At 71.3% G+C, this 13,675-nt stretch carries 10 protein-coding genes; 3 read left to right on the forward strand and 7 right to left on the reverse strand.

The window, feature by feature from the left end; all coding sequences use genetic code 11:
- Positions 1–160: 160 nt before the first annotated feature.
- From ABZ714_RS11655 to iolC, 5 genes are all read right to left on the reverse strand, one after another.
- Positions 161–1,663 (reverse strand): CoA-acylating methylmalonate-semialdehyde dehydrogenase, encoded by a 1,503-nt coding sequence (locus ABZ714_RS11655; RefSeq protein ID WP_358824995.1) that lies wholly within the window; start codon positions 1,661–1,663, stop codon positions 161–163.
- A gap of 78 nt (positions 1,664–1,741) precedes the next feature.
- The gene (iolD, locus tag ABZ714_RS11660) at positions 1,742–3,670 is read right to left on the reverse strand and encodes a 3D-(3,5/4)-trihydroxycyclohexane-1,2-dione acylhydrolase (decyclizing) (RefSeq protein ID WP_358824996.1); all 1,929 of its coding nucleotides are present in this window, start codon (positions 3,668–3,670) and stop codon (positions 1,742–1,744) included.
- Positions 3,667–4,704: a 5-deoxy-glucuronate isomerase gene (gene iolB, locus ABZ714_RS11665; protein ID WP_358824997.1), complete on the reverse strand. Its 1,038-nt coding sequence runs from the start codon at positions 4,702–4,704 to the stop codon at positions 3,667–3,669. Before iolB ends, iolD begins: the two co-directional genes overlap by 4 nt.
- Positions 4,705–4,872: 168 nt before the next feature.
- A complete protein-coding gene (locus ABZ714_RS11670; RefSeq protein ID WP_358824998.1) occupies positions 4,873–5,757 on the reverse strand; it encodes a deoxyribose-phosphate aldolase in 885 nt (294 codons plus the stop codon).
- Entirely contained in the window at positions 5,754–6,992 is a 1,239-nt protein-coding gene (gene iolC, locus ABZ714_RS11675; RefSeq protein ID WP_358824999.1) for a 5-dehydro-2-deoxygluconokinase, read from the reverse strand. Before iolC ends, ABZ714_RS11670 begins: the two co-directional genes overlap by 4 nt.
- Positions 6,993–7,128: 136 nt before the next feature.
- Here iolC and ABZ714_RS11680 point away from each other — a divergent pair, with 136 nt between their 5' ends.
- The 3 genes from ABZ714_RS11680 to ABZ714_RS11690 all read left to right on the forward strand — a co-directional run bounded on the left by ABZ714_RS11680 (position 7,129) and on the right by ABZ714_RS11690 (position 9,164).
- Positions 7,129–8,040: a sugar phosphate isomerase/epimerase gene (locus tag ABZ714_RS11680; RefSeq protein ID WP_358825000.1), complete on the forward strand. Its 912-nt coding sequence runs from the start codon at positions 7,129–7,131 to the stop codon at positions 8,038–8,040.
- A 291-nt stretch (positions 8,041–8,331) separates the two neighbouring features.
- Positions 8,332–8,529 (forward strand): MerR family transcriptional regulator, encoded by a 198-nt coding sequence (locus ABZ714_RS11685; protein ID WP_358825001.1) that lies wholly within the window; start codon positions 8,332–8,334, stop codon positions 8,527–8,529.
- 317 nt (positions 8,530–8,846) lie between these two features.
- On the forward strand, positions 8,847–9,164 hold the full coding sequence (locus tag ABZ714_RS11690; protein ID WP_358825002.1) for a heavy-metal-associated domain-containing protein: 318 nt from the start codon (positions 8,847–8,849) through the stop codon (positions 9,162–9,164).
- A 741-nt stretch (positions 9,165–9,905) separates the two neighbouring features.
- Here ABZ714_RS11690 and ABZ714_RS11695 read toward each other — a convergent pair.
- Both ABZ714_RS11695 and ABZ714_RS11700 read right to left on the reverse strand, forming a co-directional pair.
- Positions 9,906–11,195 (reverse strand): citrate synthase, encoded by a 1,290-nt coding sequence (locus ABZ714_RS11695; RefSeq protein ID WP_358825003.1) that lies wholly within the window; start codon positions 11,193–11,195, stop codon positions 9,906–9,908.
- A 227-nt stretch (positions 11,196–11,422) separates the two neighbouring features.
- Positions 11,423–13,630 carry an ATP-dependent RecD-like DNA helicase gene (locus ABZ714_RS11700; protein ID WP_358825004.1) on the reverse strand — a complete coding sequence of 736 codons (2,208 nt, stop codon included), beginning with the start codon at positions 13,628–13,630 and terminating at the stop codon, positions 11,423–11,425.
- Positions 13,631–13,675 lie beyond the last annotated feature (45 nt).

The following is a 13,675-nucleotide window of genomic DNA, read 5'->3' on the forward strand; positions in this document are numbered from 1 at the left end:
TGCCGGGCCGCCCGGCTCCGCGACGGCACCCGGTGCCGGGGGCGCGGCCGGAGCCGGGGCCCCGGACGGGAGCGTCGACAGCGCCGGGTCGGACGGGGGCGCGTACCGGGTCGGGGCGGGGTTCGGGGGCGCGGCCGGGGCCGGGCGCGCCCCCGGTCGGTCAGCTGTTGCGGGGGAAGCCGAGGTCGACGCCGGCGTGGGGCTCGGACGGGTCGGGCCAGCGGGTGGTGACGACCTTGCCCCGGGTGTAGAAGTGCACCCCGTCGTTGCCGTAGATGTGGTGGTCGCCGAAGAGGGAGTCCTTCCAGCCGCCGAAGGAGTGGTAGCCGACGGGGACCGGGATGGGGACGTTGACGCCCACCATGCCCGCCTGGACCTCCAGCTGGAAACGGCGGGCCGCGCCGCCGTCGCGGGTGAAGACCGCGGTGCCGTTGCCGTAGGGGGAGGCGTTGATCAGTGCCACGCCCTCCTCGTAGGTGGCGACGCGCAGGACGCAGAGGACGGGGCCGAAGATCTCGTCGCGGTAGGCGTCGGAGTCGGTGGAGACGCGGTCGAGGAGGGAGAGCCCGATCCAGTGTCCGTTCTCGTATCCGTCGACGGTGTGTCCGGTGCCGTCGAGGACGACATCGGCGCCCTGGGCCGCCGCGCCCGTCACATAGGAGGCGACCTTGTCGCGGTGGGCCCGGGTGATCAGGGGGCCCATCTCGGACGCGGGGTCGGTACCGGGGCCGATAGTGATCTTCACGGCGCGCTCGCGGATCTTCTCGACGAGTTCGTCGGCGACGGATTCGAGGGCGACGACGGCGGAGATCGCCATACAGCGCTCACCCGCGGAACCGTAGGCCGCCGAGACCGCGGCGTCGGCGGCGGCGTCGAGGTCCGCGTCGGGCAGGACCAGCATGTGGTTCTTGGCCCCGCCGAGGGCCTGGACGCGCTTGCCGTGGCCGGAGGCGATGGTGTGGATGTGGCGGGCGATGGGGGTGGAGCCGACGAAGGAGACCGCGGCCACGTCCGGGTGCGTCAGCAGCGCGTCGACCGCGACCTTGTCGCCGTGGACGACATTGAGCACACCGTCCGGCAGCCCGGCATCGGCGGCCAGTTCGGCCAGCAGATTGGCGGGCGAGGGGTCCTTCTCGCTGGGCTTGAGGACGAAGGTGTTGCCGCAGGCGACGGCCAGCGGGAACATCCACATCGGCACCATCGCCGGGAAATTGAACGGGGTGATGCCGGCGACGACGCCCAGCGGCTGGCGGATCGCCGCGACATCGACCCGGCTGGAGACCTGGGTCGACAGCTCGCCCTTGAGCTGGGTGGCGATCCCGCAGGCCAGTTCGACGATCTCCAGTCCGCGCGCCACCTCGCCCAGCGCGTCGGCGTGCACCTTGCCGTGTTCGGCGGTGATCAGGGCGGCGATGTCATCGCGCCGCGCGTCCAGCAGGGCGCGGTAGCGGAAGAGGATCTCGGTGCGCCGGGCGAGCGACGAGGTGCCCCAGGAGGAGTACGCCTCCTTGGCCGTCGCCACGGCCTTCGCGACCTCGTCGGCCGAGGCCAGTGCCACCCGGGTGGTGACGGCACCGGTCGCGGGATCGGTGACCTCGCCCCAGTTGCCGGACGCGCCCTCGACGGTCTTGCCACCGATCCAGTGGTGGACGGTCTTCGTCATGACGAATGGCTCCTTCACAACCTTCGCTCGCTCCGGCGCGCGGGCCGGACGGGTCGGGGCGGAGGCGCGGCCTCCCGGTCACAGATGGCGCCGCCGGGCCGTGATCTGCCGTTCGTACTCCTCCCGGGCCTTGATCGCGGACGGACGGTTCGCCGTCTCCGCCACAGGAACATCCCACCACGCCTGTGCCGGGGGCGCGCCCGACAGAGTGTCTGCCGTTTCGGTCTCCACGTAGACACCTGTCGGGACATCCGACCAGCGGGCCTCGGCCAGGGCTTCCTGCAGGTCACGTACGGTTCGGGCGCGGATGACCCGCAGTCCGAGGGAGGCCGCGTTGGCCGCGAGGTCGACCGGGAGCGGCCCGCCGGTGTAACTGCCGTCCCCGGCCCGCAGCCGGTAGGCCGTACCGAACCGTTCGGCGCCGACGGATTCGGAGAGGCCGCCGATCGAGGCGTAGCCGTGGTTCTGCAGGATGACCACCTTGATCGGGATGTTCTCCTGGACGGCGGTGACGATCTCGGTGGGGTTCATCAGATAGGTGCCGTCGCCGACGAGGGCCCAGACGGGCCGCCCGGGGGCGGCCAGCGCCACCCCGATGGCGGCGGGGATCTCATATCCCATACAGGAGTAGCCGTATTCGACGTGGTACTGGTCGGTGGAGCGGGCCCGCCACAGTTTGTGGAGGTCGCCGGGGAGGGACCCGGCCGCGTTGATGACGATGTCGTCGCCGGTGACCAGGGCGTCGAGCGCGCCGAGTACCTGGGTCTGGGTGGGGCGTACGCCGTCGGCGCCCGAGTCGCCGGAGCCCGCGCCGCCGCTGTTCCCGGGGGCGTACGCCTGGTCGACCAGCCGTTCCCAGCGCTCCTTGGCCGCGCCGTACTCCCTTTCGTACGCCTCGGATACGCGATAGCCGCCCCCGGCCGTGAGGGCGTCGGTCAGTTCGTCCAGGGCGGCGCGGGCGTCGGCGACGACCGAGAGCCCGGCCATCTTGTGGGCGTCGAAGGAGGTGACGTTGATGTTCAGAAAGCGGACGGCGGGGTTCTGGAAGAGGGTGGAGGAGGCGGTGGTGAAGTCGGACCAGCGGGTGCCGACCCCGATCACGAGATCGGCGGTGCGGGCGAGTTCATCGGCCGTCGCCGTACCGGTATGGCCGATACCGCCGATATCGCGGGGATGGTCGTACGGCAGGGCGCCCTTGCCCGCCTGGGTGGCCGCGACGGGGATCCCGGTGGCCTCGGCGAGTCTGCGCAGCGCGTGCTCCGCCTCGGCGTGCCGGACACCGCCGCCCGCCACGATCAGCGGTCTCCGGGCCGCCGTGACGCCGTGGGCCGCGCCGTCGAGCACCGCCCGGTCGGGGCGGATCCTCGGCACCCGCCAGACGCGGTCGGCGAGAAACTCCTCCGGCCAGTCGTACGCCTCGGCCTGGACGTCCTGCGGCAACGCGAGGGTGACGGCGCCGGTCTCGGCGGGGTCGGCGAGTACCCGCATGGCGGCGAGGGCGGCCGGGATCAGCGCCTCGGGGCGGGTGATCCGGTCGAAGTAGCGGGAGACAGGCCGCAGCGCGTCATTGACCGACACATCGCCCGCGTACGGCACCTCCAGCTGCTGGAGCACCGGATCGGCGGGCCGGGTCGCGAAGACGTCACCGGGCAGCAGCAGCACCGGGAGCCGGTTGACGGTGGCGAGCGCGGCGCCGGTGACCAGATTGGTGGCCCCGGGACCGATGGAGGTGGTGACGGCCTGGGCGGAGAGACGCCGTGACTGACGGGCGTAGCCGGCCGCCGCATGGACCATGGCCTGCTCGTTGCGGCCCTGGTAGTAGGGCATCACGGCCCCGGGGCCGGTGCCGGACTCGACCAGCGCCTGGCCGATCCCGGCCACATTGCCGTGGCCGAAAATGCCCCAGGTGGCGGCGATCAGCCGATGGCGGCGGCCGTCGCGTTCGGTGTACTGGCGGCCGAGGAAGGCGACGAGCGCCTGGGCGACGGTGAGCCGACGGGTGGTCATCGGTGTTCCTCCTCGGGTGGTGGCGCGGCGGGCCCGGAGGCGGCCGGGGTGCCGGGGACGGTCCGGGGCCCGGAGGCCGTCGGCGTCTCCCCGGCGGCACCGGAACCCCGAACGGCCCCGGAACCGGGGGCGGTCCGGGTTCCGGGGGCGGAGCGGGGCGCCTCGTACAGCGGCAGTCTGGGGTCGACGGGCTGCTCCGGCCAGGTGTCGCGGATCCATTGGTGATCCGGATGGTCGCGGATCAGCCAGCGGCGCTCGGGCCCGGGGCCCGCCATCACATTGAGGTAGTACATGGTCCGGCCGGGCGGTGCGATCGACGGGCCGTGCCAGCCGTCGGGGATCAGTACGGCGTCGCCGTCGCGGACCTCCGCGAGTACCTCCGTACCGCCGGGCCGGGACGGGGAGACACGGTGGTATCCGAGTCCGCCGTGCTCGATCTCGAAGTAGTAGATCTCCTCCAGCTCGGACTCGGTGCCCGGCCGGTGTTCGTCGTGCTTGTGCGGAGGATAGGAGGACCAGTTGCCGCCCGGGGTCAGTACCTCGACCGCGATCAGCCGGTCGCAGTCGAAAACGTCCGCCGCGGCGAAGTTGTTGATCTGCCGGGAGCAGGGGCCCGAGCCCCGCAGCTCGACCGGTACCTCCGGCGCGGGGCCGTAGCGAGCGGGGAGTCGTCGCTCGCACTTCGCTCCTGCCAAGGCGAAGCGGCCTCCCGCACCGGAGGCGATCTGTGCCCGGGCGTCACGGGGTACGTAGGCGAAGTCGGAGACCCCGCTGAACACGTTTTCCCGGCCCAGCAGTTCGAAAAACTCACCGTCGACGGTGATCGTGCAACCGCCCTCCAGGGGCAGCACGATCCATTCGGCGTCTCCGGTGGTGAAGGAGTGCGCGGCGCCGGGGGCCAGCTCGACGACGCGCAGGCCGGTGTACTCCCGGCCGGGTCCGCCGGGGTCGAGCCGCAGGGCGTACGGTCCGTCGGCGGCCGTCCCGGCGGCCACGTACCGCTCCCCGTACCGTTCGCCCTCGTCGGTGCTCATCGGTCTGTGCACTCCCTGTCCGGATGGTCCGCCGTGCCGTGGTGCCCTGATACCCGTGGTGCCGTGTGATGGTGCGCCGTGCGGTGGTGCCGTGGGGCGCCGCCCCAGTCTTCCGTGTCCCCCGGGTACCGCCGCGTCCCCCGCCCGCGCCCCCGGCGACGGGGCCGGTCAGAGCAGGGAGACGGCCGTGTCGACGGCCTTGGCGACATCGCCGTCGACGGGGTAGAGCAAGGAGCGTCCCACCACCAGCCCCTGCACGGTGGGAAGTCGCAGCGCCGTCCGCCACCGCTCGTACGCGCCGTGCTGATCGTCCCCGATCTCGCCGCCGAGGATGACGGCGGGCAGGGTCGAGGTCTCCAGGACCGCCGCCATGTCGTCGGGGTCGTCGGTGACCGGGACCTTCAGCCAGGTGTACGCGGACGTCCCGGCCAGGCCCGACGCGATGGCTATCGACCGGGTGACGGCCTCGGCGGTCAGATCCGTCCGCAGCCGTCCGTCCACCCGGTGGCAGACAAACGGTTCGACGAAGACCGGAAGGTGATGCTCCGCCATCTCGTCGATCGTGCGGGCGGCGGTGTGCAGGGTGTCCAGCGACCCGGGGTCCCCGTAGTCGATCCGGAGCAGCAGCTTCCCGGCGTCGAAGCCGAGCCGGGCCAGATCGCGGGCGCGATGGCCGGTGAAGCGGTCGTCGAGTTCGAAGGCGGCCCCCGCGAGCCCGCCGCGGTTCATCGAGCCGATGACGGTCTTGTCTTCGAGGGCGCCGAGAAGCAGCAGGTCGTCGAGGATGTCGGCGGTCGCGAGGACGCCGTCGACCCCGGGGCGCGAGAGCGCGAGACAGAGCCTTTCCAGCAGATCGAGCCGGTTGGCCATGGCCAGTCGGCTCTCCCCGACGGCGAGGGCGCCCCGGGCGGGGTGGTCCGCCGCGATGATCATCAGCCGGCCGGAGTCGCCGAGGAGCCGGGATCGCCGGCTGCGCCGGACGGCGGCCTCGGCGACGGCTTCGGGGTGGCGGGTGCGGATCCCGGTCAGCTCGCCGATGGAGACCCGGCTCACGAAGGCTCCCCCGGGCCTGCCGACGGCCGTCCCCGGCCGGTCGTGGACGCGGCGGCGCGACCGGGCTCGGGAGCGGTGGATCCGGCGCCGGGCTGCGGAGCGGCGGAGGTACCGGGCTCCGGGGCCGGGGCGGGCTCGTCCCCGGGGGCGTGCTCCGGGGCGGGCCGCCCTTCCGTACGCTCCGGTTCCGTACGCCCCGGGCGCCCGGTCAGCTCCCCGCTCCCCGGCGGCCGCTCGCGCTCCGGTGGCACGGGGCCGCCGCCGAGGACCTGCTCGACCTCGGCCCCGTACGGCATGGCGCTGGAACACGCGAGCCGGGCCGCGACGATCGCCCCGGCCGCGTTGGCGTACCGCGTCACCCGCTCCAGGGGCCAGCCCGCCAGCAGTCCGTGGCAGAGCGCGCCGCCGAACGCGTCCCCCGCCCCCAGGCCGTTGACGACCTCGACGGGGACCGGCGGGACCTCGGCCCGGGCGCCGTCGCTCCGGAGCGCCAGCACGCCCTCGGGGCCGCGCTTGACCACCGCCAGCTCCACCCCGGCGGCCAGCAGCGCCCGGGCGGCCGCCTCCGGTTCGCGCTCCCCGGTGGCGATCTCGCACTCGTCGACATTGCCGACGGCGACGGTGGCGAAGCGCAGGGCCTCCCGGTAGTACGGCCGGGCCGTCTCGGGGTCCCGCCAGAACATCGGCCGCCAGTCGAGGTCGAAGACCGTGATCCCGGCGCGGTCGCGGTGGGCGAGCGCCGTCTGGGTGGCGCCCCGGCTGGGTTCGGCGCTCAGTCCGGTGCCGGTCGTCCAGAAGACCCGGGCGCGCCGGATCGCGTCCAGGTCGAGTTCGTCCGTCCGGATCTCCAGATCGGGGGCCTTGGGCCGCCGGTAGAAGTAGAGGGGGAAGTCGTCCGGCGGGAAGATCTCGCAGAAGGTGACGGGGGTGGGGTACTCGGCCACCGGGGTGACCCACCGGTCGTCGACTCCGAACTCGCGCAGCGCCTGGTGGAGATAGTCCCCGAAGGGGTCGAGGCCGGTCCGGGTGATGACGGCGGTACGGCGCCCGAGCCGGGCCGCGCCGACGGCCACATTGCTCGCGGAGCCGCCGAGGAACTTGCCGAAGGTCTCGACCCGGGCCAGCGGGACGCCGGTGCGCAGCGGGTAGAGGTCCACCCCGATCCGCCCCATGGTGATCACGTCATGGGGTGCGGCGGCCGCGTCGTGCGGCGGTGGCCCGTCCGGCTGAGGCATGCGCGTCCCTTCGGTCCCTGCGGTTCGGCGCCCGGCCCCCAGATCTAAAGGCCCTCGCCGAGCCCTGTCAATATTTTGTCCTGACATTCGGACGAAGGCTTGACACCCTTTCGGCGTGGCCGGAAAGCTCGGCCGTATGACCACGCCCGTCGCTCCCCCGCACCGCATCCGGGTCGGCTCGGCCCCCGATTCCTGGGGCGTGTGGTTCCCCGACGATCCGCGCCAGGTGCCCTGGGGGCGCTTTCTGGACGAGGTCGCGGCGGCCGGGTACGAGTGGATCGAGCTGGGCCCCTACGGCTATCTCCCGACGGATCCCGCCGTCCTGGCGGAGGAGACGGCGCGCCGGGGGCTGAAGGTGTCGGCGGGGACGGTCTTCACCGGGCTGCACCACGGCCCCGCGGTCTGGGACGAGACCTGGGCCCGGGTCTCGGAGGTCGCGGCCCTCGCCCGGGCGACCGGCGCCGGTCATCTGGTGGTCATCCCGTCCTTCTGGCGGGACGACAAGACCGGCCGGGTGCTGGAGGACCGGACCCTGACGGCCGGACAATGGCGCGATCTCGCCGCTCAGACGGAGCGGCTGGGGCGGGAGGTACGGGAGCGGTACGGACTGAAGATCATGGTCCACCCGCATGCCGACACCCATATCGACGGCGAGGAGAACGTCCGGCGGTTCCTCGACGCCACGGATCCCGGGCTGGTCTCCCTCTGCCTCGACACGGGCCACTACGCGTACTGCGGCGGCGACAGCGTCAAGCTGATCGAGACCTACGGCGAGCGGATCGGCTATCTCCATCTGAAGCAGGTGGATCCGGCCGTACTCGCCGAAGTGGTTGCTGACGAGGTGCCGTTCGGCCCGGCGGTGGCCCGGGGTGTGATGTGCGAGCCACCGGGCGGCGTACCGGCGCTGGAGCCGGTCCTGGCCGCCGCGCGGGCGCTCGACGCGGAGCTGTTCGCGATCGTCGAGCAGGACATGTATCCGTGCCCGCCGGACCAGCCCTTCCCGATCGCCCGGCGCACCCGGCGTTTTCTGCGCTCCTGCGGGGTCTGACCAGGACCCCCGCAGGTCCGACCAGGACTTCCGCAGGGTTCTGACCAGGGCTTCGGCGGTAGCCGGCGGGGGCACTGCCCTACGATCCGGCCGCGCCCGGCGTTTTATGCCGATGATCGGATATATCTCCATTACGCGGGTCTTACGTCACAGCTGATCAACATCCCGGCACTTCCCCTCCCCGGAGAGGGGCCCCCGGCACCAGGCTCGGTGCACGCCAAGCGCATCCGCCGCAGGTCCCTCACGGTCCCCCAACCGCGACTGCGGCGCTCGCAAGGAGGTGTCGCGCAGATGTCGGACAGAAGGCTCTGGTCGTACAAGGAGATCGCCGCTCACATCCGGGTGCAGCCGGACACCGTTCGCTCCTATCGCAAGCACGGGCATCTCCCGCCGCCGGACCTGGTCGAGGCCGGGAAGCCGTACTGGTACGCGGACACGATCCGTTCCTGGGTGGCGAACCGGCCGGGCAACAACCGCGGACGGCGCTGACCCCCGGGCGCGCCGCCGGAGCCGCGTACGGCGGCCTCGGCGGCGCGCCCGGGCGCCGTACGGCCCGGAAGTCGGCACCGCCCCTCGGGTCCCGTACGGCGCGGCTCCGGAGCCGCGTCCCGGGGCTCCGGCCCCGCCCGGGGCGGAGCCCGGCCGGACCCCGCCGACCCGACGACGGGAGAGCGATATCCCCCACGGCGATTCCATACCCCCTAGGGGTATAGTATGGTGTGCAGCACGGGCCCCGGGGTCACCAACCGCCCCAAGTCCACCGTGCCATGCGGCCACACCGCCCGACCGTCCACGAGGAGAACGCCATGAGCACCAAGCCCGACATCGAGTTCATCGAGACGACCGAAGCGTCCGGCTGCTGCGGCGGCAGCTCCTGCGGTACGGGTGCCGCCCCGGCCGCCTCCGAGGGCGCCGTCACCACCGTCTACAAGGTCACCGGCATGACCTGCGGCCACTGCGAGGGCGCCATCTCCGCCGAGGTCTCCGCGATCGCGGGCGTCAGCTCGGTGACCGCCGTCGCCTCGACCGGGCTGGTCACCGTCGTCTCCGAGGCCCCGCTCGACGAGGCGGCCGTACGCGCCGCCGTGGACGAGGCGGGCTACGAGCTGGCGGGCACCGCCTGAGCCGGACGCCGCTCCAGGGCCGGGGCCGGGGCCGTACGGGAACGTCCTTCGCGACGGCCCCCGTACGGCCCGCCCGCGTTTCCGGGCGGACCCGGACTCCGGGGGATGCGACGCCTCGCACCCCCCGGGCGGCATCAGCGATATTTCGGACACGTGCGAACGTGATCCGTCTCTCATCGCACCCCTGAACCGAGGCATCCGAAAGCCGCCCCAAGACCACGTCCGAGCAGCCGGAACATCCCCTCGGCGATGGAATCCGGCCAGGTCAGCGGCATGATCACTAAATCTCTACGACCCCGGTCACCCCGGCCGGAACGGCCCGTCCGGCCGGGCCCCGACCCCACCTCGGGGCTATGTGTGATGCACAAGACCTTCACAAAGAGACCTAGATCACAGATATTGAGGGGTAACCATTGAGGCCCCTCCAGGGTCTAAATGGACGATGCCAGGAACGTCTTGGGGGACGTTCATGGGATGTCTTGGGGGACATCTCAGGCAAGCGTTGGCCGGGGCACGTGCCCGGGGAGCTTTGAGCGGCCCTCCCGTCGTACGTACCCCGGCATACCGCGCGAAATCTGCGGTCGCAGACACCCGGCCGGATCCCGTGGGGGGAATCCGCTCCGGGGATATGGGAAGCGCCCCGCTCGCCGACCCGTGGGGGGATCGGCGGTGGGGCGCTTTCCGCTATCGCGGCTGTGCGCTCGCGCGACTGTGCGCTCGCGCGACTCTGCGACGACGAGGTCAGCGGGCCTCGACCGGGACGAAGTCACGGAGGACCTCGCCGGTGTAGATCTGCCGCGGACGGCCGATCCGGGAGCCCGGCTCCTTGATCATCTCGTGCCACTGGGCGATCCAGCCGGGCAGCCGGCCGAGCGCGAAGAGCACGGTGAACATCTCGGTCGGGAAGCCCATGGCCCGGTAGATCAGACCGGTGTAGAAGTCGACGTTCGGGTAGAGCTTGCGCTCGACGAAGTAGTCGTCGGCGAGGGCGTGCTCCTCCAGCTTGAGGGCGATGTCGAGCAGCTCGTCGGACTTGCCGAGGGCCGAGAGGACATCGTGCGCCGCCGCCTTGATGATCTTCGCCCGGGGGTCGAAGTTCTTGTAGACGCGGTGCCCGAAGCCCATGAGCTTCACGCCGTCTTCCTTGTTCTTCACCTTGCGGATGAAGGAGTCGACGTCGCCGCCGGACGCCTGGATGCCCTCCAGCATCTCCAGCACCGACTGGTTGGCGCCGCCGTGCAGCGGACCCCAGAGGGCGGAGATGCCCGCCGAGATCGAGGCGAACATGTTCGCCTGCGAGGAGCCGACCAGCCGGACCGTGGAGGTCGAACAGTTCTGCTCGTGGTCCGCGTGCAGGATGAGCAGCTTGTCCAGGGCCGCGACGACGACCGGGTCCAGGTCGTACTCCTGCGCCGGGACCGAGAAGGTCATCCGCAGGAAGTTCTCCACGTACCCGAGGTCGTTGCGCGGGTAGACGAACGGGTGGCCGATCGACTTCTTGTACGCGTACGCCGCGATCGTGGGCAGCTTGGCCAGCAGCCGGATCGTGGAGAGGTGGCGCTGCTTCTCGTCGAACGGGTTGTGGCTGTCCTGGTAGAACGTGGACAGGGCGCTGACGACGGAGGAGAGCATCGCCATCGGGTGGGCGTCACGCGGGAAGCCGTCGAAGAACCGCTTGACGTCCTCGTGGAGCAGCGTGTGCTGCGTGATCTCGTTCTTGAAGGCGGCCAGCTCGTCGACCGTGGGCAGCTCGCCGTTGATCAGCAGATAGGCCACCTCGACGAAGGAGGAGCGCTCGGCCAGCTGCTCGATGGGGTAGCCGCGGTAGCGCAGGATGCCCTGCTCGCCGTCCAGGTAGGTGATCGCGGATTTGTAGGCGGCCGTATTGCCGTAGCCGCTGTCCAGGGTCACGAGTCCTGTCTGGGCCCGGAGCTTCCCGATGTCGAAGCCCTTGTCACCGACGGTGCTCTCGACCACCGGGTAGGTGTATTCACCGTCCGCGTACCGCAGTACTACAGAGTTGTCGCTCACGTCATCCCTCACCGACGTAGTGCCTCTTCTTCGAGGTGCCCTGACTGTCTCTACCATCCCCCATTTGGCGCATGAGAGTGCACTCGGGGTCGGCCTTTGAGCCCATTGGCGGCACTGAGTGCCGCCAACCTGCTCATCCTGCCCCGTTCGCCCGATTTCCGGAAGTCGGGGTGCCATTTCCCACCCCACCGGCGCGCGGGCTCCCCCGGCCGGACGAGCGCCCGGGATCAGCCGGCCGAGAGCCGGTGCGCCAGCGCCGTGAACCGTCTGCCTGCGGAAACCGTTCGGACCGCCTGCCCTATCGCCCGGCGGGAGCCCACCAGCACCACGAGTTTCTTGGCCCGGGTGACCGCGGTGTAGAGCAGGTTCCGCTGCAGCATCATCCAGGCCCCGGTAGTGACGGGGATCACCACGGCCGGGTACTCGCTGCCCTGGGAGCGGTGGATGGTGACCGCGTAGGCATGGGCCAGTTCGTCCAGTTCGTCGAAGTCGTACGGCACCTCCTCGTCCTCGTCGGTCAGCACGGTGAGCCGCTGGTCGTCGAGGTGAAGGGCGGTGACGACGCCCACCGTGCCGTTGAAGACCCCGTTCCGGCCCTTCTCGTAGTTGTTGCGGATCTGGGTGACCTTGTCGCCGACCCGGAAAACCCGGCTACCGAAGCGTTTCTCGGCCACATCGGGCCGGGCGGGTGTGACGGCCTGCTGGAGCAGTCCGTTCAGCGCTCCGGCGCCCGCCGGGCCGCGATGCATCGGGGCCAAAACCTGTACATCCCGACGAGGATCGAGACCGAATTTGGCCGGAATCCTTCGCGCGGCCACATCGACGGCCAGCTTCCCCGCGTCCTCGGTCTCCTCCTCCACGAAGAGGAAGAAGTCCGGCAGACCGGTGGTGATCGGCTGCTCACCGGAGTTGATGCGATGGGCGTTGGTGACGACCCCGGACTGCTGGGCCTGGCGGAAGATCCGGGTGAGCCGGACGTGCGGCACCGGGCTGCCTCCGGCCAGCAGATCGCGCAGCACCTCCCCGGCCCCGACGCTGGGCAGCTGGTCCACATCGCCCACCAGCAGCAGATGCGCCCCGGGCGCCACGGCCTTCACCAGCTTGTTGGCGAGCAGCAGATCGAGCATGGACGCCTCGTCCACCACCACCAGATCGGCGTCGAGCGGGCGGTCGCGGTCGTAGGCGGCGTCCCCGCCGGGCTTCAGCTCCAGCAGCCGGTGGACGGTGGACGCCTCGGCGCCGGTCAGTTCGGCGAGCCGTTTGGCGGCGCGCCCGGTCGGGGCCGCCAGTACGACCTTGGCCTTCTTGGCCCGGGCCAGCTCGACCACCGAACGGACGGTGAAGGACTTGCCGCAGCCCGGGCCGCCGGTCAGTACGGCGACCCGGCTGGTGAGCGCCAGTCGTACGGCCTCCTCCTGCCCGGGCGCCAGCTCGGCTCCCGTCCGGTCCGCGAGCCAGGACAGGGCCTTGTCCCAGGCCACGTCGTGGAAGGCCGCGAGACGGTCGTCGGGGGCCCTCAGCAGCCGTAGCGTCTGGGCCGCGAGGGACAGCTCGGCCCGGTGGAACGGGACCAGATAGACGGCCGTCACCGGCTCGCCGCCCTCAGGGCCCGGCAACCGCTCCCGGACGACCCCCTCCTCGTCGGCGGCGAGTTCACCGAGGCAGTCGATGACCAGGCCGGTATCGACCTGGAGCAGCTTCACCGCGTCGGCGATCAGCCGCTCCTCGGGCAGGAAGCAGTGGCCCTGGTCGGTGGATTGCGAGAGCGCGTACTGCAACCCGGCCTTGACCCGTTCGGGGCTGTCGTGCGGGATGCCGACGGCCTGCGCGATCCGGTCGGCGGTGAGGAAGCCGATACCCCAGACGTCGGCGGCCAGCCGGTAGGGCTGGTTCCTCACGACGGAGATCGAGGCGTCCTCGTACTTCTTGTAGATCCGCACCGCGACGGAGGTCGAGACACCGACGCCCTGGAGGAACACCATCACCTCCTTGATGGCCTTCTGCTCCTCCCAGGCCGAGCCGATGAGCCGGGTGCGCTTGGGGCCGAGGCCGGGGACCTCCACCAGCCGCGCGGGCTCCTGCTCGATCACCTCCAGGGTCTCCGTACCGAAGTGGTCGACGATCCGTTCGGCGATCCGGGGACCGATGCCCTTGATGAGGCCCGAGCCCAGATAGCGGCGGATGCCCTGGATCGTCGCGGGCAGCACCGTCGTGTAGTTCTCGACGGTGAACTGCTTGCCGTACTGCGGATGGGAACCCCATCGCCCTTCCATCCGCAGCGACTCGCCGGGCTGCGCGCCGAGGAGGGAGCCGACGACGGTCAGCAGGTCGCCGGAGCCGCGGCCGGTGTCGACGCGGGCGACCGTGTAGCCGTTCTCCTCGTTCGCGTAGGTGATCCGTTCGAGGACCCCTTCGAGTACTGACAGATTGGACATGGCACGACGCTACCGCCGTGGTCCGACAGCGTGGGGAGCCTGTGG

The organism is Streptomyces sp. NPDC006798, from assembly GCF_040635975.1.
Classification (GTDB): domain Bacteria; phylum Actinomycetota; class Actinomycetes; order Streptomycetales; family Streptomycetaceae; genus Streptomyces.